At 68.9% G+C, this 23,123-nt stretch carries 20 protein-coding genes; 7 read left to right on the forward strand and 13 right to left on the reverse strand.

Features of this window, described 5'->3' with window-relative positions; translation table 11 throughout:
• Positions 1-97 precede the first annotated feature (97 nt).
• Positions 98-862 carry a dienelactone hydrolase family protein gene (locus tag IWX89_RS13365; RefSeq protein ID WP_231383273.1) on the forward strand — a complete coding sequence of 255 codons (765 nt, stop codon included), beginning with the start codon at positions 98-100 and terminating at the stop codon, positions 860-862.
• On the opposite strand, the gene IWX89_RS13370 is transcribed toward IWX89_RS13365, so the two are convergent.
• Positions 859-1,464, reverse strand: a complete 606-nt coding sequence (locus IWX89_RS13370) for a DJ-1/PfpI family protein (RefSeq protein WP_196904038.1) — start codon at positions 1,462-1,464, stop codon at positions 859-861. The genes IWX89_RS13365 and IWX89_RS13370 overlap by 4 nt on opposite strands.
• Positions 1,465-1,649: 185 nt before the next feature.
• Here IWX89_RS13370 and IWX89_RS13375 point away from each other — a divergent pair, with 185 nt between their 5' ends.
• Complete coding sequence (locus IWX89_RS13375) at positions 1,650-2,426, forward strand: IclR family transcriptional regulator (protein WP_196904039.1); 777 nt, start codon at positions 1,650-1,652, stop codon at positions 2,424-2,426.
• Between the two features lie 21 nt (positions 2,427-2,447).
• Here the strand turns inward: IWX89_RS13375 and IWX89_RS13380 are convergent, their stop codons facing one another.
• Positions 2,448-2,843 (reverse strand): DUF3592 domain-containing protein, encoded by a 396-nt coding sequence (locus IWX89_RS13380; protein WP_196904040.1) that lies wholly within the window; start codon positions 2,841-2,843, stop codon positions 2,448-2,450.
• Between the two features lie 104 nt (positions 2,844-2,947).
• Between IWX89_RS13380 and IWX89_RS13385 the strand changes: the two genes are divergently transcribed.
• Positions 2,948-4,414, forward strand: a complete 1,467-nt coding sequence (locus IWX89_RS13385; RefSeq protein WP_196904041.1) for a peptide MFS transporter — start codon at positions 2,948-2,950, stop codon at positions 4,412-4,414.
• 42 nt (positions 4,415-4,456) lie between these two features.
• Here the strand turns inward: IWX89_RS13385 and IWX89_RS13390 are convergent, their stop codons facing one another.
• Together IWX89_RS13390 and IWX89_RS13395 are read right to left on the reverse strand one after the other, a co-directional pair.
• Positions 4,457-5,785 carry an MFS transporter gene (locus IWX89_RS13390; RefSeq protein ID WP_196904042.1) on the reverse strand — a complete coding sequence of 443 codons (1,329 nt, stop codon included), beginning with the start codon at positions 5,783-5,785 and terminating at the stop codon, positions 4,457-4,459.
• A 5-nt stretch (positions 5,786-5,790) separates the two neighbouring features.
• Positions 5,791-6,315: a MarR family winged helix-turn-helix transcriptional regulator gene (locus IWX89_RS13395; protein ID WP_231383274.1), complete on the reverse strand. Its 525-nt coding sequence runs from the start codon at positions 6,313-6,315 to the stop codon at positions 5,791-5,793.
• A gap of 113 nt (positions 6,316-6,428) precedes the next feature.
• On the opposite strand from IWX89_RS13395, the gene IWX89_RS13400 reads away from it, so the two are divergent.
• Together IWX89_RS13400 and IWX89_RS13405 are read left to right on the forward strand one after the other, a co-directional pair.
• The gene (locus IWX89_RS13400) at positions 6,429-7,280 is read left to right on the forward strand and encodes an alpha/beta fold hydrolase (protein ID WP_196904043.1); all 852 of its coding nucleotides are present in this window, start codon (positions 6,429-6,431) and stop codon (positions 7,278-7,280) included.
• A gap of 9 nt (positions 7,281-7,289) precedes the next feature.
• Entirely contained in the window at positions 7,290-8,342 is a 1,053-nt protein-coding gene (locus IWX89_RS13405) for a biotin/lipoate A/B protein ligase family protein (RefSeq protein ID WP_196904044.1), read from the forward strand.
• Between the two features lie 63 nt (positions 8,343-8,405).
• Here IWX89_RS13405 and IWX89_RS13410 read toward each other — a convergent pair whose 3' ends face one another.
• A complete protein-coding gene (locus IWX89_RS13410) occupies positions 8,406-8,726 on the reverse strand; it encodes a GNAT family N-acetyltransferase (RefSeq protein WP_196904045.1) in 321 nt (106 codons plus the stop codon).
• Between the two features lie 34 nt (positions 8,727-8,760).
• Between IWX89_RS13410 and IWX89_RS13415 the strand changes: the two genes are divergently transcribed.
• Positions 8,761-9,672 (forward strand): site-specific DNA-methyltransferase, encoded by a 912-nt coding sequence (locus IWX89_RS13415; protein WP_196904046.1) that lies wholly within the window; start codon positions 8,761-8,763, stop codon positions 9,670-9,672.
• A gap of 104 nt (positions 9,673-9,776) precedes the next feature.
• A complete protein-coding gene (locus IWX89_RS13420) occupies positions 9,777-10,703 on the forward strand; it encodes an LLM class F420-dependent oxidoreductase (protein ID WP_196904047.1) in 927 nt (308 codons plus the stop codon).
• A 213-nt stretch (positions 10,704-10,916) separates the two neighbouring features.
• On the opposite strand, the gene IWX89_RS13425 is transcribed toward IWX89_RS13420, so the two are convergent.
• The 8 genes from IWX89_RS13425 to IWX89_RS13460 form a co-directional block, all read right to left on the reverse strand.
• Complete coding sequence (locus IWX89_RS13425) at positions 10,917-11,945, reverse strand: LacI family DNA-binding transcriptional regulator (RefSeq protein ID WP_196904048.1); 1,029 nt, start codon at positions 11,943-11,945, stop codon at positions 10,917-10,919.
• Between the two features lie 60 nt (positions 11,946-12,005).
• Positions 12,006-13,478, reverse strand: a complete 1,473-nt coding sequence (locus tag IWX89_RS13430; protein WP_196904049.1) for a GH1 family beta-glucosidase — start codon at positions 13,476-13,478, stop codon at positions 12,006-12,008.
• Positions 13,475-14,314: a carbohydrate ABC transporter permease gene (locus IWX89_RS13435; protein WP_196904050.1), complete on the reverse strand. Its 840-nt coding sequence runs from the start codon at positions 14,312-14,314 to the stop codon at positions 13,475-13,477. Before IWX89_RS13435 ends, IWX89_RS13430 begins: the two co-directional genes overlap by 4 nt.
• Positions 14,311-15,291 (reverse strand): carbohydrate ABC transporter permease, encoded by a 981-nt coding sequence (locus IWX89_RS13440; protein WP_196904051.1) that lies wholly within the window; start codon positions 15,289-15,291, stop codon positions 14,311-14,313. Before IWX89_RS13440 ends, IWX89_RS13435 begins: the two co-directional genes overlap by 4 nt.
• A 142-nt stretch (positions 15,292-15,433) precedes the next feature.
• Positions 15,434-16,717: an extracellular solute-binding protein gene (locus IWX89_RS13445; protein ID WP_374220519.1), complete on the reverse strand. Its 1,284-nt coding sequence runs from the start codon at positions 16,715-16,717 to the stop codon at positions 15,434-15,436.
• Between the two features lie 93 nt (positions 16,718-16,810).
• Entirely contained in the window at positions 16,811-20,305 is a 3,495-nt protein-coding gene (locus IWX89_RS13450) for a hypothetical protein (protein ID WP_196904052.1), read from the reverse strand.
• Positions 20,306-20,509: 204 nt separating this feature from the next.
• Entirely contained in the window at positions 20,510-21,190 is a 681-nt protein-coding gene (locus IWX89_RS13455; protein ID WP_196904053.1) for an NAD(P)H-binding protein, read from the reverse strand.
• A gap of 57 nt (positions 21,191-21,247) precedes the next feature.
• Complete coding sequence (locus IWX89_RS13460) at positions 21,248-23,017, reverse strand: MDR family MFS transporter (RefSeq protein WP_231383275.1); 1,770 nt, start codon at positions 23,015-23,017, stop codon at positions 21,248-21,250.
• Positions 23,018-23,123 lie beyond the last annotated feature (106 nt).

The raw sequence follows: 23,123 nt of genomic DNA on the forward strand, positions 1-23,123 counted from the left end.
CTGTCTCCGCGGTGAACGGGCGGGGCCAGGCGTGCGGCGCCGGGCGGCCATTCGTTCAGCGGCCCGCGCTACGCTTCAGCCACCAGAGGAGGCCACAATGACCATGAGCACCGCGCCACAACTCATCGATCTCACCCTGCCGGGGGCGTCCGGCGGCAGCGCGGGGCTCACCGCCCTCCTCGGCATTCCGGCGGGGAGCGGCCCGTGGCCCGGGGTGGTGCTCGTGCACGAGGCATTCGGGCTGACCGATGTGATGCGGCGCCAGGTGGCCAGGATGGCCGAGGCGGGCTATCTGGCGCTGATGCCCGACCTGTTCACCGAGGGCGGACCGCGCAAGTGCCTCACCGCGACATTCCGTGCTCTCCAGGCCGGCGAGGGCCGCGCGTTCGTCGACATCGAGTCCGCGCGCCGGTTCCTGCTCGATCGGCCGGACTGCACGGGCGAGGTCGGAGTGCTCGGCTTCTGCATGGGCGGCGGCTTCGCCCTGGTGGCGGCCGCACGCGGCTTCGACGCGGCATCCGCCAATTACGGCCGCCTGCCCAAGGCCCTCGACGACGCGCTCGCCGGGGCCTGCCCGATCGTGGCCAGCTACGGCGCGACCGACGCGTCGCTGAGGGGAGCCGCCGGCACCCTCGAGGCCGCGCTCGTGCGGCGGGGGATCCCGCACGACGTCAAGGAGTACCCTGGCGCCGGGCATGCCTTCCTCAACGACGCCGAGAGCGGGCCGCCGGTGCTGCGATTCGTGCTCAAGCGCATCCTCGGCGCCGGGCCTGACCCGGTGGCCGCGGCCGACGCATGGCGGCGGATCGACGCCTTCTTCGGGGAGCACCTGGCCGCCCCGGAGAAGGCGCCCTCCAGCTAGCGGGCCGCCTGCAGCGCCGGCTCCGCGGCCGTCGCCTCGGCCGCCTTCGCCTGGGATGCCTCCAGCACCTTCATGAACTCGCGCATCCAGGTGGGGTGGTCCGGCCAGGCCCGCCCGGAGACGAGGTTGCCATCGACCACGCCGGCGCCGCCCTCGAAGATCCCGCCGCCCAATTCGACGTCGATCTGCAGCGCCGGGTAGGCCGAGGTGGTGCGGCCGTGCAGCACGCCGGCGGCCGCGAGCAGCATCGGGCCGTGGCAGAGGGCGGCGACCGGGGCGTTCTTCTCGAAGAAGTACCGCACGATCCGCTTGGCGTCCTCGTCGTTGCGGATGTACTCGGGTGCCCGCCCGCCGGGAACGACGATGGCCACGTAGTCGGCCGGGTCGACGTCCTTGAAGGCGATGTCGGCATCCCACATGTGGCCGAGCTTCTCGGTGTACGTGTCGAAGCCGTCCACGAAATCGTGCACGACGAACTGCAGCTTCTTCTTCTCCGGCGCGGCGATGTGCACCTCGTAGCCGGCCTCCTGCAGGCGCTGGTAGGGGTAGAAGACCTCCAGCGTTTCGGCGGCGTCCCCGGTGAGAATGAGTACCTTGGCCATGTCATACCTCTCTGTATGTCGTCTCTGTATGTCGTCGAGTGGGTCGGTGCCGGATGCCGCTGGGACGGCCCGGCGCTCCCAGCATCGCCCCGGCCGGCCAGGCCGGCAACCGCGATTCGCACCAGGTGCGAAACGGGACGGAATCCGCGGTGTCCGTGCGAGAGCCCCGGCGGTAGGCTCGCCGCATGACTGCAGAGGGGCAGAACGGTGACGGCTCGGGGAACCGGTCCGCCGAGCGCGTGCTGCGCATCCTCGAGCTGGTCGGCGCGTCCCCATCCGGGGCCACCGCTGCCGAGATCGCGGCCGCCCTCGGGCTGAACCTGTCCACGACCTACCGGCTGCTGGGAACCCTGGCGCGGCAGGACTACATCGGGCGTCAGGCCGGTGACCACCGGTACATCCTCGGGCGCACCGTCGACACCCTCGGCCGGGCACTCCGCTACCAGCTGGTGGCGACGCCCGCGGTGCGAGCCGTGCTCCGGGACGTGCACGCCGCGGCCCACGCTCCCGCCTATCTCACCGTCTTCCGCGGGGACGACATCGCAGTCGCCCATATCGAGGACTCCCCGGGGTATCCGCGCATCGGCCAGCTGCATGTCGGCTTCGCCGAGGCCTCGCACGCGACCGCGTTCGGCAAGCTCATGCTCGCGGCCAAGGACGACGTCGGTGTGGCCCGGTTCCTCGAGCGGCACAGCCCGCTCGCCCTGACCAGCCACAGCGTCACCGACGCGACCGCCCTGCGGGAGCAGCTCGACGAGGTGCGCGCCCAGCAGCTCGCCGTGGAGGTCGAGGAATACATGTCGCAGCTGGCCTGCATCGCGGCCCCGGTGAAGGCGAAGTCAGGCAAGGTGATCGGAGCGGTGTCCGTGTCGGTCTCGGCGGCCGACTTCTCGCATCGCGCCTACGACCTGGAGCGTGCGGTGCGGCGCGGGGCGTGGCAGATCTCCTCGCAGATCGAATGAGGCCGGCCGTCGCCCGGCGGCTCAGACGAACATCAGCACGAAGCCGAGCACGGCCGCGGCAAGGCCGGTGCCGAGCAGGATGAGCCCGGTCAGCCGCAGCCCCCGCCCCTCGATCTCCGGCGCATGCGTGCGGCAGTGCGAGGGCGTCCGGGAATTGAACCAGAGCGGGACATCCTGCCCGGGTGAAAGCTGGTGGGTCTCGTTGGTGGTCGCGGGGCACTCGTGCACTTCGCCGTCCTGATCGAACCAGCGGATGACGGTTCCCGGCCCCGACGCGGCGATCACCCCGTCGGTCGGGATCCACCGCCCCTTGATCCCGCGCACGAACGCCCCCGCCAGATAGAGGGCCACGCCGAGGGCCAGGCCGACCAGGGACAGCACCTCGCTGATGAGCGACGTGAGTGAGTGTGTGTCCAATCCGGCCCCTCCGGCAGAAGCAAAGCTGCTTTTTCGATCGTATCGTGTGCGCCCGGACCCCCGCCGATGCCCCCGAAACGGGGGGCGCGCGGTAAGGTCAAGCAATGAGCACGGTCGCGGAACGAACCCCCACCCATGAGGACAGCAGCTTCCTGGGGCAGCCCCGCGCGCTGGCCAACATCTTCGGGGTGGAGATGTGGGAGCGGTTCTCCTTCTACGGCATGCAGGGCATCCTGCTGCTCTACCTGTACTACTCGGCGACCCGGGGCGGACTGGGAATCCCCCAGGCGACGGCCGCCGGCATCGTCGGTGCGTACGGCGGCGGGGTGTACCTGTCTACCATCCTCGGCGCCTGGATCGCGGACCGCCTGGTCGGCTCGGAGCGGGTGCTCTTCTTCAGCGCCATCGTTATCGCGGTGGGCCATCTCGCGCTCTCGCTCATCCCCGGGATCGCCGGGGTCACGGTCGGGCTGATCCTGATCGCGCTCGGCAGCGGTGGCCTCAAGGCCAACGCCACCTCCGTCGTCGGCGCGTTGTACCGCCGTGACGATCCTCGGCTCGACGCGGGCTTCTCCCTGTTCTACCTCGGCATCAACCTCGGGGCCTTCTTCGGCCCCATCCTGACCGGGCTGCTGCAGTCCACCCTCGGCTTCCACTTCGGCTTCGGCCTGGCGGCCGTGGGCATGACGATCGGCCTGGTGCAGTACTCCTTCGGGCGGAAGCGCCTGCCGGAGGTCGTGCACCACGTGCCCAACCCGCTCCCGGCCGAACGCACGCTGCCGTACCTCGTCTCGGCCCTGGCCGCCGTCGCGGCGATCGTCGTGCTCGTAATGATCGGCGTCATCACTCCGACGAGCCTCGTGACCATGGTCATCGGCCTCACCGTGATCGCGACGATCAGTTACTTCGTCGTCATCCTCCGCAACCGCCGGATCACCACGGTCGAACGCAAACGCGTCTACGCGTTCATCCCGCTGTTCATCGCGAGCGCCGCGTTCTGGTCGTTGTCACAGCAGCAGTTCACCGTGGTCACCATCTACGCCGATGAGCGCCTCAACCGCGACCTGTTCGGCTGGGAGCTCCCGGTGTCCTGGGTGCAATCGTTCAACCCGATCTTCATCATCCTGCTGTCCGGCGCGTTCGCGGCACTGTGGACCCGCTGGGGGTCCCGCCAGCCGTCGACACCGGTCAAGTTCGCGATCGGGACCGCGGTGATGGGCGTCGCCTTCCTGATGTTCCTGCCCTTCACCGGCGGCGGCGCGAACTCGACGCCGCTGGCAGCGATGGTCGGCATCCTGCTCGTGCTCACCGTGGCCGAGCTCCTGATCGGCCCGGTCGGACTGTCGATCACGACCAAGCTCGCCCCGGAGCCGTTCAAAACCCAGATGGTGGCGCTGTTCTTCCTGTCGATCGCGCTCGGCACCGCCGTCTCCGGCTGGCTGGCCCAGTGGTACACGACGGTCCCGGAGACGCTGTACTTCAGCGTGATCGGCGGCGTCGCCATCGCGCTCGGCCTCCTGCTCGCGCTGATCTCCCGGCCGATCCTGCGCCTGATGGACGGCGTGCGCTGACGCCGTCGTAGCGCTCGCGGGTTCGTGCGGGCCAGCGGATGCCTACCGGCCGGCCGTGGCCTCGACAATGGCGATCTCGCGGGTGGCGGTCTCCGGTGTGCCGGCGACCAGGTCGCGGCCGTCGCCGTCATGGCGCAGCAGCAGCCGTGGCGTGCGGCCCGGCCGGTACCGCACGCGCAGGCTCCGGTACCTGACCATCCAGAAGAGCACGGCCCCGGCGGCCAGGATTCCGGAGAGCGCGGCGACGCCGAGCGCCCAGCGCGGGCCGTACTGGTCGGCCACCCAGCCCACCAGGGGGGCCCCGAGCGGGGTCCCGCCGGCGAAGATGGCCATGTACAGCGCCATCACCCGGCCGCGCATGGCCGGCCGGGTCGTGGTCTGCACGTAGGCGTTGGCCGTGGTCATCAGGGTCAGAGAGGCGAAGCCGATCAGCGCGAGCGAGACCGCGAAGGTGACGTAGTTCGGCATCACCGCGGCCAGGGCGCAGGACAGCCCGAACACGGCGGATCCGGCGACCACCAGGCGGAGGCGCGGTCGGCTGCGCCTGGCCGAGAGCAGCGCGCCCGCGACCGACCCGATGGCCATGATCGAACTGAGCAGACCGAACTCGCCCGCGCCCATCCCGAACTCGACCGTGGCCATCGTGGCGGTGAAGATGGCGAAGTTGAAGCCGAAGGTGCCGACCAGGAAGACCGTGACCAGCACGGCCACGATGTCCGGCCGATGCGACACGTAGCGGAAGCCGGCCATCAGCTGGCCGCGCTTGCGTGACGCCCGCGGCTGCGGACGCAGTTCCTTCGTGCGCAGCATCGCCATCGCGAGCACGGTCGCCCCGAAGGTGACCGCGTTGATGATGAAGACCCAGCCGGCGCCGATGGCGACCGTGAGCAGGCCCGCGGCGGCCGGGCCGATCAGACGTGCGCCGTTGAAGGACGCCGAGTTGAGCGCCACCGCGTTGGAGAGCTTGTCGTCGGAAACGAGCTCGGAGACGAAGGTCTGCCGCGCCGGGGCGTCGATCGCGGCGACGATCCCGAGGCCGAGCGCGAACAGGTAGACGTGCCACAGCTGGGCGACGCCGGTGACCGTGATCAGGCCGAGTCCGAGGCCGAGCAGGCCCATCAGGCCCTGGGTCACCATCAGCAGCCGACGCCGGTTGAACCGGTCGGCGATGAGGCCCGCCCACGGCATCAACAGCAGTTGCGGACCGAACTGCAGGGCCATCACGATGCCGACCGCCGTGGCGTTATGGTCGGTCAGGTCGGTGAGCACGATCCAGTCCTGGGCGGTGCGCTGCATCCAGGTCCCGATGTTCGACACCAGGGCGCCCGCGAACCAGATGCGATAGTTCGGGACGCTCAGGGAGCGGAACATGGCACTCAACTGTCGGTGAGCTCCTTCATGATCTCGATGGCCTCGGCGAGCACCCGGCGCTGCTCGGGGGTGAACTTGACGATGCGCTGGGCCAGCCAGGCATCCCGGCGCTTGCGCGTGTCGCGCATCATGGTGCGCCCGATCTCGGTGACTGTGAGCACGACCTTGCGGCCGTCGTCCGCCGAGGCGGTGCGATTCACCAGCCCGGCCTGGACGAGCGCGTTCACGGTGCGATTCATCGACGGCGGCGTCACCTTCTCGTGCTCGCTGAGTTCGCGAAGGGTGAACGGGCCGTAGAAGAAGAGGGTGCCGAGGGCGGAGAACTGGCTGCCGCTGAGCTCGTTGTCCGCCTTCTCCTGGCGCAGGCGCCTGGCGAGCCGCCCGTTCGCCAGCCGGAAATCATGGCTCAACTCGGCCACGGTCATGCGGCGACCGGGAGCGGAGCCAGGCGCCGTGCCAGGCGTCGTACCGGAGGTCGATCCGGAGGTCGAGCCGGAGACGGTCGAAGCGGATGCCGTTGCAGAGTCCATAGATACCAACCATAACCACTTAGCAACGCTAAGTATTCCCCCTGTGTGGGTGCCGGACTGCGATTCCCGGCAGGTTTCGGTATGGTTCCGGTTCGACCTGACAGACTGGGCCTGTGCCCACCTACACGGATGACTACGGCGTCGCGATCACCTACTACGTCTGGGCGGCGCCTCACCCGCGTGCCGTCGTGCAGCTCGTCCACGGAGTCGGCGAGCACGCGCACCGTTACGAGGAGCTCGCCGGCCGGCTCAACGCCGCGGGCTACACCGTCTATGCCGACGACCATCGCGGCCACGGCCAGACCGGGGTGCACCAGCACCGCGGCGACCTGTCCCGGCTCGGCCGGCTCGGCGAGGGAGGGCTGCGCGCCGCGGTCGCCGCCGTGCACCAGCTCAGCGGGATCATCCGAGCCGAACAGCCCGGAGTACCGCTCGTTCTGCTCGGCCACAGCTGGGGCTCGTTCATGGCTCAGATGATCCTCAACCGTTACCCGGACGACTACGACGCGGTGGTGCTCAGCGGCACCGCCTACCGGATGCCGGGCTACCTCGACGGCGGCGACCTGAACCGCAGGCACAAGAACCTGGGCACGACCGGCGTCGAGTGGCTCAGCCGGGACCCGGCCGTCGCCGCCGCGTTCGTCGCCGACCCGCTGACGACGTCCGTGCCGCTGGCGAAACTCTTCGGCATCCGGGACGCGGCCCGGCTCTTCGGGCGCCCGGCCCGGCGCCTGCCGGCGAGGCTGCCGCTGCTGATCCTGGTCGGCAGCGATGACACCGTCGGCGGAGAGCGGAGCGCTCGCATGCTCTCGAAGGCGTACGCGGAACGCTCGGGGCTGCGCGACATCCGTCTCATCGTCTACCCGGGGGCGCGGCACGAGGTCTTCAACGAGACCAACCGGGAACAGGTCTTCGCCGACCTGATCGGGTGGCTGGACGAGCGGGTTCCGGCGCGCGCCGATTAGGCTTGCGTCATGCACGGTGAATACAAGGTTCCAGGTGGCAAGCTCGTCGTCGTCGATCTCGAGGTCGTCGACAACACGATCGTCGACTTCCGTCTGGCCGGTGATTTCTTCCTCGAACCCGACAGCGCGCTCGGCGACATCAACGCCGCGGTGAACGGGCTGTCCGCGGACAGTGACGCGGTGAGCATCGCGGCCGCGGTGAGGGGTGCCCTGCCGGCAGAGGCCACCCTGCTCGGTTTCTCTCCGGAGTCGGTCGCGGTCGCGATCCGGCGTTCGCTCGCCCGAGCCAGCAGCTGGCGCGACTACGAGTGGCAACTCATCCACTCGCCGCGTCCCGTCCCGCCGGTGATGCAGATGGCGCTCGACGAGGTGCTCGCGATCGAGGTCGGTGAGGGTCGGCGCAGCCCCACCCTCCGCATCTGGGAGTGGAACGAACCGGCCGTGGTGATCGGCAGCTTCCAGTCGTTGAAGAACGAGGTCGACCCGGTCAACGCCGAGAAGCACGGCTTCACCGTGGTGCGCCGGATCAGCGGCGGCGGCGCCATGTTCATGGAGGCCGGCTCGGTCATCACCTACTCGATCTACGCGCCGACCGACCTCGTGCAGGGGATGACATTCGCCGACTCGTACGCCTACCTCGACGAGTGGGTGCTCACCGCGCTCAAGTCACTCGGCATCGACGCCTACTACCAGCCGCTCAACGACATCACCAGCCCCAAGGGCAAGATCGGCGGGGCGGCGCAGAAGCGGCTCGGCAGCGGTGCCGTGCTGCACCACGTCACCATGAGCTACGACATGGACGGCGAGAAGATGGTGCAGGTGCTCCGGATCGGCCGGGAGAAGCTCAGCGACAAGGGGATCACCAGCGCGGCCAAGCGCGTCGACCCGTTGCGCAGCCAGACCGGCCTCAGTCGCGCCGAGATCATCGACCGGATGAAGCAGACCTTCACCGGGCTCTATGGCGCGGTCTCCGGCGACGTCACCGACGACGAGTACGCCAAGGCGACGGCGCTGGTGGAGAGCAAGTTCGGCACGGCGGACTGGATCGGGCGCGTCCCGTAGCGCGCGCGTCCGCCCCTGTAGTCCTCTCTCGAGGGCGGGTCGGGAGCGTGGCGGGAAGAGGAGCTAGCGGCCGCGGGTCAGCAGGTCCTGGTATTCGGCGTGGGAGTCGATCCAGCTCACCACGTACGGACACACCGGCACGACGGTGAGGTCCGTGCGCACGCGCACATCGTCGAGGGCCTGCTCGACGAGGATGCTGGCCAACCGCTGGCCGCGACGGGCCGGGTCGACCTCGACGTGGGTGAACAGCACCTCCTGGCCCTCCACCTCGTAGTCGGCGAAGCCGACCGTCTCGCCGTCGATCCACAACGTGTACCTGGCCAGGGCGGGCTCGTGGCGGAAGGTCACCGGCGCCGACCCGGTGGTCGCTGAGTCAGTAGTCATCTCCATAGGCTAGGCCGCCTGACACAATGAGGGAATGCCAACCGCGTGGTCCCAGTCGTCTCCCAGCCGTGTCGTCCATGCCGACAACCTCGAGATCCTTCCCGGGCTGCCGGATGCGGCGTTCACGCTGATCTACCTCGACCCGCCGTTCAACACCGGCCGGAAGCAGAACCGCCAGTCGACGACATCCGTTCGGTCGACGGCCCCGGTGGACTCCGAGGCCCTCGGCGCGCGCGCGGCCGGCACCATCACCGGGTTCAAGGGCCAGCGTTACGAACGGATCAAGGGTGACCTGCTCGGTTACGACGACCAGTTCGAGGACTACTGGGCCTTCCTCGAACCTCGGCTGATCGAGGCGTGGCGGCTGCTGGCCGACGACGGCACCCTCTACCTGCACCTCGACTACCGGGAGGCGCACTACGCGAAGGTGCTGCTCGACGCGCTCTTCGGCCGGGACTGCTTCCTCAACGAACTGATCTGGGCCTACGACTACGGCGCGAAGTCGAAGAACCGCTGGCCGACCAAGCACGACACGATCCTCGTCTACGTGAAGAACCCGGCAGCGTATTACTTCGACTCGACCACGGTCGACCGGGAGCCGTACATGGCGCCCGGCCTGGTCACCCCGGAGAAGGTCGCGAAAGGCAAGCTGCCGACGGATGTCTGGTGGCACACGATCGTGTCGCCGACGGGCAAGGAGAAGACCGGGTATCCGACCCAGAAACCGGTCGGCATCCTGCGCCGGATGATCCAGGCCTCCAGCAGGGAGGGCGACTGGGTGCTCGACTTCTTCGCCGGCAGCGGCACGACGGGCGCGGTCGCGGCCGCCCTCGGGCGCCGGTTCCTGCTGGTGGACCAGAACCCGGAGTCGATCGCCGTCATGCGCGAGCGGTTCGCGCCGCTGGCCGAGGTGGAGTTCCTCGGCCCGACGGTCGCCGTCGCCTGATCTCGACAGGCTCGATCACAGGGCGGCCTGATCTCGACAGGCTCGATCACCGGGGCGCAGGCTCGATCGACGCCCGGTCCACCCAGGTCTGGAACACTGGAACCATGAGACTCCGCATCTTCACCGAACCGCAGCAGGGCGCCGACTACGATGACATCCTCGCCGTCGCCCAGGCCACGGAGAAGCTCGGCTTCGATGCCTTCTTCCGCTCCGACCACTATCTCGCGATGGGAGACCAGGTCTCCGGCCTGCCCGGGCCGACGGATGCCTGGACCACCCTCGCCGGCCTCGCCAGGGAGACCTCGCGCATCCGCCTCGGCACCCTCGTCTCCTCGGTGACCTACCGGCCGCCGGGCATCCTGGCGATCCAGGTCGCCCAGGTCGACCAGATGTCCGGCGGCCGGGTCGAGCTCGGCCTCGGCACCGGCTGGTTCGAGCGGGAGCACCTGGCCTACGGCATCCCGTTCCCGGCCAAACGGTTCGGCATGCTCGAGGAACAGCTGGAAATCGTGACCGGCCTGTGGGGCACCCCGGTCGGCGAGACCTACAGCTTCGCGGGCGAGCACTACACGCTCGTCGATTCCCCGGCGCTGCCGAAGCCGGTCCAGGCGCGGATGCCGGTGATCGTCGGCGGCGGGGGAGCGAAGCGAACCCCGGCCATGGCGGCGCGGTTCGCCACCGAGTTCAACCTGCCGTTCCCGGAGTTCGCGGATGTCCCCGGCAAGTTCGCCGGCGTGCGCGCGGCCTGCGAGGCCATCGGCCGCGACCCGCGCGAACTCGTCTATTCGACGGCCCTGATCGCGGTCGCCGGCCGCGACGAGGTCGAGTTCACCCGCCGTGCCGCCGCGGTCGGCCGCGAACCGGCCGAGCTGCGCGAACACGGCCTGACCGGCACCGCGTCCGAGCTCGTCGACCGGCTGGGCATGCTCGCCGCCGACGGGGTCGAGTGCGCCTACCTGCAGATCATGGACCTGTCAGACCTCGACCACCTCGACTTCATCGCCCGCGAGGTCATGCCCCAGCTCGACTGATGCCGGGCCCGCCCGGAGCGGGGCGACCAGGGCGTCCGCGATCGGCGCGCCCGTTTCGGCAGGCCGCGACGGCGCCCGCGGGCGCGGGCTGCGATTCCGGGCGCGGCCTGGCACGGGTGGTCCGGGCGAGCGCGGCGGCGGGCGCGGGCTGCGGTTCCGGGCGCAGCGGATGCCCGGGACGGTCGGGAACGGCCGCGGCCGAAAAGGTCCCGGTCAGGCGGAGTCGCGCAGCACGAGACGGGTCGGCATGAGGGTGCGGTGCGGCATGCTCTCGTCCCCGGCCAACCGGCGCAGCAGCACGTCCGCCATCGCGTAGCCCATTTCCTCGGAGGGCTGGCTGACGGTGGTCAACGGCACCGGGCCGCTCGTCGCGGCCGGGCTGTCGTCGAACCCGACGATGGCCACGTCCCCGGGCACAGAGCGACCGAACTCACGCAATACGTCCACCACCCCGGTGGCCATCAGGTCGCTCGCCACGAAGATGCCGTCGATGTCGGGGCGCCGCTCCAGCAACCGACGGGTGGCCGCCGCGCCGCCGGCGGCCGTGAAATCGGCGAGCTCGACGGCATCCGTCGGCAGCCCGGCCCGTTCGAGGGTGCGCTCGAACCCGGTGAGGCGGTCGATGCCGGCCGGCATGTCCACCGCCCCGGCGATCGAGCCGATGCGGCGACGGCCGATGTCGAGCAGGCGCTGGGTGCCGGTCTCGGCTCCTGCCGCGTTGTCGACGTCGACGAAGAAGGCGTCGAGGTCGTCGGCGTTCGACGGCCGGCCGCCGAAGACGACCGGCATGGTCGTCTCGAGCTCGGCCACGAAGTCGTCCCCGGTGTGGTGGGAGATGATGAGCGCGCCGTCGACGTTGCCCGAACGGAGATAGCGCATCGTCTTGTGCTTCGGATCACTCGAGGCGACGAGCAGGTTGAGGGTGTAATCGCTCTGGTCGAGTCGGCGGGTGATTCCCTGCACGACGGCCGCGAAGTACGGGTCACCGAAGAACCGGGTCATGTCTTCGGGAACGACCAGTGCCACAGCCTGCGTCTGGCGGCTGGCGAGGGAGCGTGCCGCGCGGTTCGGCACGTAGTTGAGCTCGTTGATGGCCTTGGTCACCGAGGCGACGATCTCGGGACTGACTTTCGGTGACCCGTTCACCACCCTGCTGACCGTCGCCCGGGACACCCCGGCGACCTCCGCAACCATCTCGAGGGTGGGCTGCGCTGGACGCGTCTGGCGCGCGGCGGTAGTCATGGCGCCAGTCTATTTGAGTCCGGTCGCCCTGCCCGCGCACGGTGGAGTGAAGTGCCGGACTCAGCTCCGTCCACGGGAACCTGCCTGACCGAGCGCGCGATCGTGGATGATCTTCGCATAGGCGAGGCCGCTGTCCTTCACCGTGCGTTTTTGGGTGTCGTAGTCGACCCGCACGATCCCGAACCGTTTCGAGTAGCCCCAGGCCCATTCGTAGTTGTCCATCAGCGACCAGTAGAAGTAGCCCCTCACATCGACCCCCTCATCGATGGCGTCGAGGACCGCGCCCAGGTGGGATTCCAGGAACTCGGTGCGACGGGCATCCGGCACGCTGCCGTCGCCGGCGACGACGTCGTCGAAGGCTGAGCCGTTCTCGGTGACGTAGATGGCGGTGCCTGCCGGGGCGGCATACTCGCTGTTCACGCGCACGAGCAGTTCGCGCAGCCCGTCGGGCTGCACCTCCCACCCCATGCCGGTACGCGGCAGACCCTGGGAGTGGTGGTGGACGCCGTCCGCCGCGGGGAAGGGTGAGCGGGTCTGGCGGCCGGTCGGGGCCTCCGTCATCGGCGGATGCTCCGCCGGGCGATCGCCGAGCAGCTGGCCGTGGTAGTAGTTCACCCCGAGGGCGTCGATCGGCTGGCTGATCCGGGCCAGGTCGCCGTCTTCGATGACGTCGGTCAGCCCGAACGCGGCGACGTCGTGCAGCAGGTCCTCCGGGTAGGAGCCGCGGAAGATCGGGTCGAGGAAGAACCGGTTGAACTGGCCGTCGATCCGGCGAGCGGCATCGACGTCTCCGGGCCTGGCCGGGTCCACCGGCTTCGCGACCGTGAGGTTGAGGGTGATGCCCAGCTCGAGTCCAGGGTCCCGAGCGCGAAGGGCTTCGACGGTCAGACCGTGTCCGAGGAGCAGATGGTGGCCCGCGGCCAGTCCGTCCCGGGGGCTCTGTCGTCCGGGCGCGTGCACGCCGCCGGTGTAGCTGAGGAACGAGGAACACCACGGCTCGTTGAGGGTGGTCCAGACATCCACCCGGTCGCCGAGGGCGTCGTGCACGTGAAGGGCATAGTCCCGGAACCTCGCTGCCGTGTCCCGGCTGGTCCAGCCGCCCTGCTCCTCCAGAGCCTGGGGGAGGTCCCAGTGGTAGAGCGTGAGCCACGGCGTGATGTCCGCTTCCAGGAGCTCATCGACGAGTCGGGAGTAGAAGTCGATGCCCTTCGGGTTGACCGCGCCACCGTCCGGCTGGACGCGCGACCAGGAGGTGGAAAACCGGTAGGACTGCAGGCCGAGACGTTTCATCAGCGCGACATCGTCACGGTAGCGGTGATAGTGGTCGCAGGCCGTGTCGCCGTTCTCGCCGCGCAGCACCGCACCCGGAACCCGGCTGAAGGCATCCCAGATCGAGTCGGTGCGCCCGTCTTCGTGGGCCGCGCCTTCGATCTGGTAGGCGGCCGTCGCGGCTCCGAAGAGGAAATCGGCGGGAAAGCGGCGGGCGTTCGCGGCGTGCAGATCCCGGGGCAGAGTGAGCGGTGCCGGAGTCATCCCTTCACGGCCCCCTGCATGATGCCCGCGACGAGCTGCTTGCCGAGGAACACGAAGACCAGGATGAGCGGGATGATCGACAGGACGACGCCGGCGAGCACGAGCGAGTAGTCGACGTAGAACGCGGCCTGCAACTGCTGCAGGGCCACCGGGAGGGTCGGGTTGCCGGGGCCGAGCACGATGAACGGCCAGAAGAAGTTGGTCCAGGTGCCGATGAACGTGAACAGGGCGAGCATGGCGGCGGCGGGGCGGGCCGCCGGAAGACCGATGTGCCAGAAGCTGCGGATCATGGAAGCGCCGTCCATCCGGACCGCCTCGATCAGCTCATCGGGAAGAGCGTCGCGCAGGTACTGGGTCATCCAGAACACGCCGAACGCGGTGACCATTCCTGGCGCGATGACGGCCCAGAGGCTGCCGGTCCAGCCGAGCTTGGCCATCACGATGAACAGCGGTACGACTCCCAGCTGCGTGGGAACCGCCATCGTCGCGATCACGAAGATGAGCAGACCCTCGCGTCCGCGGAACTTCAGCTTGGCGAACGCATAACCGGCCAGGGTGCTGAACATCACCACGCTCAGGGAGACGGCCGAGGAGACGATGATGCTGTTGCCCAGTGCGGACCAGAAGGGGATGGTGTCGATCACCCGGGCGGCGTTGGCAAGGAAGTTGCCGCCGGGAATCCAGATCATGCCGTTCTGGTTGATCGCCGCCGCGTCCTGGCTGCCGATCAGGAAGGACCACCAGATCGGAAAGGCGGAACCGAGCATGACGGCGAGGAGGACGCCGTAGACCCAGAACCCGGGACGGCGGTCGTGACCGCCGATCGTGGCGCTCATGAGATGCCTTTCTGGCGGAGCCGGCGCTCTGAGGCGCCCGCGATGCGTCGGGTGATGACGAAGTTGAGGATCGCGATCACGATGATGATGAGGAAGAGGAGCCACGCGACCGCGGAGGCTCGGCCGAAGTTGCGCTGGTTCCAGCCGAGCTCGTAGATGTACAGGGTCAGGGTTTGCCACTGGCGGTTTGCCCCGCCCTGGCCGGCCTGGTCGAACATCCTGGCCTCGTCGAAGATCTGCAGGCCGCCGATGGTCGACGTGATGATCACGAAGATGATGATGGGGCGCAGCAGCGGCACGGTGATCGACCGGAAGGTGCGGAACCGGCTGGCCCCGTCGATCAGGGCCGCCTCGTAGTAGTCGCGGGGCACGGCCTGCATGGCGGCGAGGAAGATGAGGGCGTTGTAGCCCGTCCAGCGGAAGTTGACCATGGTGGCGATGGCGATGTGGCTCGGCAGCACGTCCACGTGCCAGCGCACCGGCCCGAGGCCGACGTCGGTGAGCAGGCTGTTGATCAGGCCGTACTTGTCACCGAACAGGTCGTTGAAGATGAGGGCGACAGCGACGGGGGCCACCACGTAGGGCAGCAGCACGCCCATCCGCCAGAACGTCTTGCCGCGGAGGTTGAAATCGAGCACGGCCGCGATGCTGATCGCGACGAGAACCTGCGGAATGCTGGAGAGCAGGAAGATGCTGAAGGTGTTGCGCAGGGAGGTCCAGAAGTACGGTTGGGCAAGCACCGTGGAGAAGTTCTCAAGGCCGACGAAATCGCCCTGCCCGCCGATCAGGTTCCAGTCGTGCACCGACACCCACGCCGTGTAGAGCAGCGGAAACAAGCCGACGAGTGCGAACACGACGAAGAACGGGGAGATGTAGAGGTAGGGCGAGAAGCGAACATCCCACCGGCTGAGTTTGTGGCTGAGGGCGATACGACGGATGCTGCGGGCGTTCACCCCGGCAGCGGCGGCGGTGGTCATGAAGAGTCCTTCGGTGGTTGAGCTTGTCGAAACCCGGTGGGCGAGCGTGTCGAGACCCGGCGGTCATGCCGGTCGAGACCCGCAGCTGGGCCGGTCGAGGCGATGCTGGCCTCGACCGGCCCAGCTGCGGGGGTGATGCTGGTTAGCCGAGCGCCTTGACGTCGGTCGTCCACTGCGCCCAGGACTCGTCCGGCGTCATCGTGCCGTCCTCGACCCGGGTGAGCGCCTGCTGCATCGCGTCGTTGATCGCGAAGTAATGCGTGCCCTTGAACGGCGTCACATCGACGGCCGCGGCACGGTTTGCCAGGATCTGGCCGGTCGGGGCGTTGTTGAAGAACTCGTTGGTCGCACCGAGCAGCTTGTCGCTGGCGAGGGCGTCGACCTGGCTCGGGAAGGTGCCCTTCGAGGCGAACGCCTTGAGCTGCTGCTCCGGGGCGGTGAGCCAGGCAGCGAGCTTCTGGGCCGCCTCCTGGTGCTTGGACTGCTTCGGAACGGTCAGGTACGAGCCGCCCCAGTTGCCGCCTCCGCCGGGGAACGTGTCGGCGATGTCCCAGCCGGTCACGCCCTTGGCATCGCCCGAGATCACGCCGAGCATCCAGCCCGGGCAGAGCATCGTGGCGAAACCGTTGTTCTGGAAGCTCGCGGTCCAGTCGTCGCTCCACTGTCCCAGGTGCGCGGACAGGGTGCTGCTGGCGGCGAGAACGCTCGTGTAGGCCTTCTTCACGTCGGGGTTCTCGGTGGCGATGATGGTGCCGTCTTTTTTCTCATAGGCGTTGGGCATCTGGTTGACCACACCCTGCCAGGTCGCTCCGGCCGAGTCGAACCACGGCACGTTGGTGCCGGCGGCCTCGAACGTCTTGCCGGCCGCGTAGTAGCTGTCCCAGCTGGTGCCGAGAAGCTTGGCGACCTCGGCGCGATCGGTCGGCAGGCCGGCCGCGGCGAACAGGTCGGAGCGGTAACAGACGCCCTCCGGACCGATGTCGGTGCCGTACGCGATCAGGTGGCCGTCGGCATCCGTGGCGGCCTTGGCCTTCCAGTCCAGCCACCGTCCCTTGACGTCGTCGGACGTGAGGTCCACGAACTGATCGGAGTACTGCAGGAGTTCGGGAAGCCAGTCGACCTCGATGGCCTCGACGTCGCTCAGGCCGCTGCCCGCGGCCAGGCGGGTGGTGAGGTTGTCGCGGGCCTCGTTGGAGGTCGCCGCCTTCTTGTGGGTGATGGTGACGTTCGGGTTCGCTGCCTCGTACTCGGCGAAGAGGTCGTCGTAACCGAATTCGTTGAAGGTGGCGACGGTCAGTTTCACCTTCTCGTCCTTGGCTGCGGTGGAGCCGGTGCCGGCGGCGCAGCCGGTGAGGATCAATGCGAAGGATGCTGCTCCGACGATGGTTGCTGTAAGTGTGGGGCGCGGAATACGCTTCACGGTCACTCCCTTGTGTGCGTGCTGATAGTGGATGCGAGTCCGCTCTCAAGTCGTGTGGCCACGGGGCCTTGAGTGGCGGTTCGCCCGTCGCCGCTCGGGTCAGAATTCGGCCGTCCCCGGCACGGTCACCCTGATGGAGCGCACCAGGCCGTCGCGGCGGAAGACGCTCGCGCTGAGTTCGGCGTCGAGCGCACCGCCGGCTCCGGACACCCGGCTGCCGTCGGCGAGGTGCGCGACCACCTCGAGCGGGCCGCCGCGGTGGAACACGACCGGAACCTGGCAGAACGTGAACGCGAGCGCGCCCACGGGCAGCTCGATGCGCTGCCGCTCGCCGGCGACGTCCCGGTAGGCGAACGTGCCGGGTGCCGTGGTCCATTCGCCGGCCCGCAGCAGGGTGGGTCTGAGCCGGATGCGACCGTCCTCGACCCGCAGGCCGAGTTCGCCCAGGCGGGTGAGCACCTCCTCCTTGACCTGCCCGGTCATCCCCGGCTGCCGGGCGCCGTGTCCGGCCGGTGTGTGCGAGTAGGGGTCGGTCGGGAAGGCGCCGTAGGTCAGAGGGTCCTTGCAGTAGCCGATGCCGGCCCGCACGTCCTCATACGCCGCCATCAGCCCCCGGATCGCCAACTCGTCGGCCCGCTCGGCGAGGGCACGTTCGAGTGTTTCCTGCACCGCGAGCAGCAGCTTGGACACCATGTGCCAGTAGATGCTGCCGAGGCCCTCGTAGGCGAAGAACGAGCCGGAGCGCCCGGTGAACTCCGCGTGCCGGAAGACGTCCTCGAAGATGTCGAGGAGCCGTACCCGGTCCCGTTCCACGGCGTCGTGCAGGGCCGGGTCGGCGCTGAGCCGGTCCAGCGCCTCCGAAACGCCCTGGGCGTTCCGAATGTGGGCGGCGAAGTGCAGGTCGCCGGCGACATCCCGCACCACGATGCTGCGGTCCCCGGCCTCCACGAGGCGCAGGGCGAGCGGGCAGTCGGCGGCCCGCTCCGCGCCGAACGTGTTACGGGCGAGGAAGGAGGGCAGGTCCTTGTCGGGATAGAGGATGTAGCTGTGCTGGTCGGCGCGGTACAGCCGGCTGGTGCGCAGCGCGCCGAGCACGTCCAGCGACTCCTCGGGGCTGAGCAGGCCGGAGGACAGGATCGCGACCTGGCCCTCGAGCATCTCCGCGAGCGGTCGCACGTCGGCCCGATCAGATCCGAGGCCGAGCAGGTTGTAGGAGTGCAGGAGCCCGTCGTCCCGCCGGTTCGCGCGCAGGCCGGACTCGACGAAGCATCGGGCCAGACCGAGCAGCTCGGCCACATCTGCTGCGGCGACCGTCGCGCGATCGCCGCCGAACCCGGCGTAGACCCGGTCCCGGTAGGCGGTGCCGGCCTCACCCAGTCCGTCCATGACGGCGCGTCGGCGCGTGGAATCGAACCCGCCGGCCAGCGCATCCGCATGCCCGCGGAGCACGTCGCGCACCGCGGTGAGCAGCCCGGCGAGCTCGGTGCTGAGCTCGACGTCGACGGTCAGGAGATCCTGCATGAAGACGAGGTAGCGGCGCAGGTAGGCGAGGGTCACCACCGAGAGCCCTCGGCCGACCAGCGCGTTGTTGGCGTCGTTCCATTCCGGGCGTTGCGTGGTCATCCAGATGCCGCCGTCCGGCACCAGGTTGACGAGCTTGGCCAGCAGGAGCAGCAGCACCTTCTCGGCCAGCGTCACCCGCACGAGGTCTCCGTCGGCTCCGTGCACGAGCCGGCCGTCCGCCCCTTCCGCGGCGACCCGTCGGGTGATCAACCGTTGTCGCTCCTCGTCGAAGGTGATCGTGTTGTACGGGTCCGCGAGGATGTCCGCATAGCCGGCAATCCGGTACGGCACATCGGCGTGGGTGAAGGCCGCCCGGTTGATGAGCGCGTCGAGGCGTCCCGGGTGGAAACGCCGGGATGTCTCGAGCAGCTTGAGCAGGTAGATGATCTGGTGGTCGCTCCAGTACCCGATGTTGGCCCAGGGGTTCTCAGGCTCGGGCACCTCCCAGTCGATGCCGTCGCGGGAGATCCGGTATGGGTTGTAGCCGTCGGCGGTCGTGGCGTCGAGGAAGATCGTGACCATCGACTCGACGTATTCGGGGAACGACCAGGCCAGCGCCTCCCAGTTCTGGAAAATGTCCCGCCAATTGCCCTGGTACTCCAGGCGACGGTTCCCGCTCTCGTCTGTGAGGACGATCCGGAACTGGTTCCACGGCCGGCTCGGGTCGCCGTGCCGACGGCTGAACGTGAGCGGCAGGTACTCCGTGGCGAGGCGCCACAGGTCGACGTCGCCATGCTCCCGGGCGATGGCGATGAGCTCGTCCGCCCGCAGCCGCTCGGGCAGAGCCTCCAGCACCGCGGCGCAGCGGCGTGCGGTGGACGGGCTCCGCTGGGCGATGAACGCCCGCACGTCGCGGGGCTCCACCGTGTAGCCCTCGGCGGGGACGCCGCCGCGCATCGTGTTGAAGAGCACATTGGCGGTGTGGTGGATGGTCGCCAGCTCGTCGCCGCTCTGCTGCGTGGCATCGGTGGCCGCCAGGATCGTTTCCAGGTCGGACCGGGTGCCGACGATGTCGGCCGCGAGCTCCGCGGCAAGACCGAGCGGGTCGCGCAGCTTCGCGCGCAGGCCGACGACATCGGCCGAGTCCTGGTTCACGTCGGCGACGACGTGCCAGCTCGCAGTGCTGCCGGGGGCGAGCCTGATCCGGGCATGCACGAGGTAGGCGCCGCGCCGGCCGCGGACATCCGTTTCGGCGGTGATGCCCCGGCCCCGGGAGAAGGCGGCCACCTGGTCGATCGAGAGCAGATGCTCGGCGTTGTCCAGTCCGACCTGCCAGGCCACGTTGGCCTGCAGCGATTCGCTGGGCTCGGCGAGGTCGGACAGGGTCGCGCTCAGCGTGAGCAGACCGAGGCCGGTCGGCTGGTCGAGTTCGGCGCGCTTGTAGGCGTCGAGCAGCACGCTCAGCTCGTTCTGCGTCTTCTGTCCGGCCCCGGCCGGAAGGATGTTCACCAGGCCGTCGAGGAGGTCGATGTCGAGTTGCTCGCCAGTCTGTCCGCCCGGCTTGTCGTCGGCGAGCGAGGTCAGGGCGCAGCTGCGCACGACGCCGAAGCGCGCGCTCGTCTGCCAGGTCACGCGCAGGCGCAGGCCGAGGTCCGGACGGGTCTCCTCGAAGACCAGGGTGGTGCCGAGGGCGTCCTTGTAGAGGGTGCGCTGCACGGCTTGATCGCCGGGGCGAAGATCCGCGAACGGCTGCCAGTGCGTGCTGGTGTCGTCGGGGCGTCGAACGCGCAGCACGCTGAGACCGCCGGTTCGCCCGGCGCTTTCGGTGACCTTGTCGTCGGTGTAATAGGGGAAGAGGGCCCGATCGGCGTCGACCCGGCCCGCCGTCAGGCCCCCCGTGCTCGAGATGAAGAACCAGACGTCGCTCGCGCCGACGAGGGTCATGAAGAACGGCGGCATCTGGTCGTAGTTCTCGATCCGGTAGAACCGGCGTCCGTCCAGGTCGACCGGTCCACCCCGCACGCTGCCCTCTCCGGCGTCGAACGCGCTATCGTCCAGAGGGGAGTTTTCGGCGATGGTCTCGACGTTCATGTGATCCTCCAGTGGATTCACCCCGGCGGATGTTCCGGCCGGGGACCGCTCCATCTCACAGATGAGAGCGCTCTCACAGAGTGTCAGACATCGCGCCAACGTTCAAGCGCGGTCCCTCCGGCGAATGCCGCAGGGACCGCGCTTCGAGGGTGCCCCCTGAGGGTTACCGGTTGGCCGACCCTCAGCCCGAGAGCGGCGGGCGGCTCAGGCGAAGACGGCTACGGCGGCGCCGATGGGCTCATCGCCGGACACCAGATGCAGCACGCGGCGCTCGGCGGCTCCGGTCTCGATCAGCGCGGCCAGCACGGCCGCGACGTCTGCGCGGGGAACGCTTGCCGGTTCTTCCGGCAGGCCGGGGCCGGCCGGGCGCAGGCGCACCAGGCCGGTGCCCGGCTCGTCGATCAGGCCGCCGGGGCGGATGATCGTCCAGGCCAGGGGCCGGGTGATGAGGTCTTCTTCGGCTGCGAGCTTGGCTTTCAGGTAACCCAGGAAGTCTGCCGGGACATCCGCGGGGGTCTGACCTGCACGCACCTTCTCGGTGCCGGTCGAGGAGATCTGGATGAAGCGCGCCACGCCGGCGGCTTCGGCAGCGTCGGCCAGCCGCACGGAGCCGCCGAAGTCAACGGCCTGACGGCGCTCCTCGCTCCCGCCCGCTCCGGCGCCGGCCGCGAACACGGCGACGTCGGCTCCGTTCAGGAGGTGGGCCACCTCAGCGGCCGATGCCTGCTCGAGGTCGATCACCGCCGGGACGGCCCCGTCAGCGACGAGATCAGCCCTCTGTTCCTCCGTGCGGATCAGCCCGACGACCTCATGGCCGTCCGTCGTGAGCTGCCGGGTCAGCTTCCGAGCGATTTTTCCGTGTCCACCTGCAATAACAATACGCATTCAGAGTGCAACCGCCCGCCGCCACGGATCATTCCCCAGGGCGGCGGACTCGCGCCGTCAGCGGTTCGTCGGCTGCGCCGGGCGCTCGAATTCGTCGACGTCGATTCCCGGTTCGATCAGGGCGCCCATCGAGTCCGCGGCGCGCTGGGCGTCCCGGGTGAGCTCGGCCTGCTCGGCGGCGTGCTCATCGGCTGCCTCCTGGAGCGCTGACGTCTTCCGCAGCGGCGGGGCCTTGAGGAAGAAGCTCAGCACGAAGGCGATCAGCACGACCACGAGGCTCACCCAGAACACGGTGAGGGTCGCGTCGTTGAACCCCACGAGGAAGGGCTGGGCCAGGCGCGGGTCTGCGGCCTTGAGGAACGACGTGTCCCCGTCGAGCGCTCCGCCGATGCCGCTCGGGTTCGCCAGGAGTTTGAGGATGCCCGCGTTCGCCGGGTCGGCCTGCACGGCAGGATCGGTGGCCGCGGCCTTGACGCCGGCCAGCAGCGTCTTGTTGCCGAAGGCCGAGGCGAGGGTGTCCGGAATGCGGGTGAAGAGCACGGAGAACAGCACGGCGGTGCCGAGCGTTCCGCCGATCTGGCGGAAGAACGTCGACGCGCTGGTCGCGACCCCGATGTCGCGGGGGCCGACCGAGTTCTGGCTGGCGATGGTGAGCGTCTGCATCAGCTGGCCGAGGCCGAGGCCGATCAGGAGCATCCCGATCATCATGAACCAGACCGGCTTGTCGGCGGTTGAGAAGGTGAAGAGGAGGAAGCCGGCCGACATGAAGGCCGTGCCGACGGTGGGGAAGATCTTGTACCGGCCGGTGCGGGCGATGATCTGGCCGCTCACGATGGACGAGATCATCAGGCCGAGGATCATCGGGAGCATGAGGAAGCCGCTCTCGGTGGGGTTGGCCCCATCGACCAGCTGCAGGTAGAGCGGAACGGTCATCATGGCGCCGAACATGCCGAAACCGACGAATACGCCCAGCACGGTGGCCATGGAGAACGTCGCCGATTTGAAGAGCTTGAGCGGGATGAGGGCGTCGTCTCCCATCATCCGCTCGGCCAGGATGAAGGAGACGATGCCGAGCGCGCCGATCGCGTAGCAGGCGATCGAGGCCGGGGAGCCCCAGCCCCAGGTGCGGCCCTGCTCGGCGACGAGCAGCAGCGGAACCGCGGCGAGGACCACCGTGACGGCTCCCCACCAGTCGATGCGCACCGGGCGCTTGAAGTGCGGAACGTGCAGGAACTTCAGCACGATCGCGAGTGCCACGATGCCGATCGGGATGTTGATCAGGAAGACCCAGCGCCAGCCGGTGACGCCGAGGATCGTCGTCGCCCCGGAGAGCACGCCGCCGATGAGCGGGCCGATCACGCTGGATACTCCGAAGACGGCGAGGAAGTAGCCCTGGTACTTCGCCCGTTCCCGGGGCGCGAGCATGTCGCCCATGATCGTGAGCGGGAGGGCCATCAGGCCGCCGGCGCCCAGCCCCTGGATCGCGCGGAACACGGCCAGCTCGTACATGGAGTTCGCCATGCCGGCCAGCAGGGAGCCGACGAGGAAGATCGTGATCGCGATCAGGAAGAGCGGGCGGCGGCCGAAGATGTCGCTGAGCTTGCCGTAGATCGGAGTGCTGATGCACGACACGATCAGGTAGGCGGTCGTCACCCAGGCCTGCAGGGCCATGCCGTCGAGGTCGTCGGCAATGGTGCGCATCGATGTTCCGACGATCGTCTGGTCGAGCGCGGAGAGGAACATCCCGGCCATCAGGCCGAAGATGACGAAGAGGATCTGCCGATGGTTCATCAGCGGGGCGGCGGAGGCGGGGGCAGGAGTTTGCATCGTGTGCAAAGTTACACGACGGGCAATCAATCTTCAACCATTCTGCGGCCCGTCCGGAGAGGCAGATTCACCTGCCGGGTCTATGCTCGGCGATGTGGGGCAAGAA

The sequence above is a fragment of the Cryobacterium sp. MP_M3 genome, from assembly GCF_015752155.1.
GTDB lineage: Bacteria > Actinomycetota > Actinomycetes > Actinomycetales > Microbacteriaceae > Cryobacterium.

Coding starts and splice junctions, on each gene's coding strand:
- IWX89_RS13410 (WP_196904045.1), bottom strand. CDS start 8,726: ATGACTACTGACTCAGCGACCACCGGGTCGGCGCCGGTGACCTTCCGC.
- IWX89_RS13435 (WP_196904050.1), bottom strand. CDS start 14,314: ATGAGCGCCACGATCGGCGGTCACGACCGCCGTCCCGGGTTCTGGGTC.
- IWX89_RS13455 (WP_196904053.1), bottom strand. CDS start 21,190: ATGCGTATTGTTATTGCAGGTGGACACGGAAAAATCGCTCGGAAGCTG.
- IWX89_RS13420 (WP_196904047.1), top strand. CDS start 9,777: ATGAGACTCCGCATCTTCACCGAACCGCAGCAGGGCGCCGACTACGAT.
- IWX89_RS13460 (WP_231383275.1), bottom strand. CDS start 23,017: ATGCAAACTCCTGCCCCCGCCTCCGCCGCCCCGCTGATGAACCATCGG.
- IWX89_RS13385 (WP_196904041.1), top strand. CDS start 2,948: ATGAGCACGGTCGCGGAACGAACCCCCACCCATGAGGACAGCAGCTTC.
- IWX89_RS13430 (WP_196904049.1), bottom strand. CDS start 13,478: ATGACTCCGGCACCGCTCACTCTGCCCCGGGATCTGCACGCCGCGAAC.
- IWX89_RS13440 (WP_196904051.1), bottom strand. CDS start 15,291: ATGACCACCGCCGCCGCTGCCGGGGTGAACGCCCGCAGCATCCGTCGT.
- IWX89_RS13395 (WP_231383274.1), bottom strand. CDS start 6,315: ATGGACTCTGCAACGGCATCCGCTTCGACCGTCTCCGGCTCGACCTCC.
- IWX89_RS13415 (WP_196904046.1), top strand. CDS start 8,761: ATGCCAACCGCGTGGTCCCAGTCGTCTCCCAGCCGTGTCGTCCATGCC.
- IWX89_RS13425 (WP_196904048.1), bottom strand. CDS start 11,945: ATGACTACCGCCGCGCGCCAGACGCGTCCAGCGCAGCCCACCCTCGAG.
- IWX89_RS13405 (WP_196904044.1), top strand. CDS start 7,290: ATGCACGGTGAATACAAGGTTCCAGGTGGCAAGCTCGTCGTCGTCGAT.
- IWX89_RS13375 (WP_196904039.1), top strand. CDS start 1,650: ATGACTGCAGAGGGGCAGAACGGTGACGGCTCGGGGAACCGGTCCGCC.
- IWX89_RS13370 (WP_196904038.1), bottom strand. CDS start 1,464: ATGGCCAAGGTACTCATTCTCACCGGGGACGCCGCCGAAACGCTGGAG.
- IWX89_RS13390 (WP_196904042.1), bottom strand. CDS start 5,785: ATGTTCCGCTCCCTGAGCGTCCCGAACTATCGCATCTGGTTCGCGGGC.
- IWX89_RS13450 (WP_196904052.1), bottom strand. CDS start 20,305: ATGAACGTCGAGACCATCGCCGAAAACTCCCCTCTGGACGATAGCGCG.
- IWX89_RS13365 (WP_231383273.1), top strand. CDS start 98: ATGACCATGAGCACCGCGCCACAACTCATCGATCTCACCCTGCCGGGG.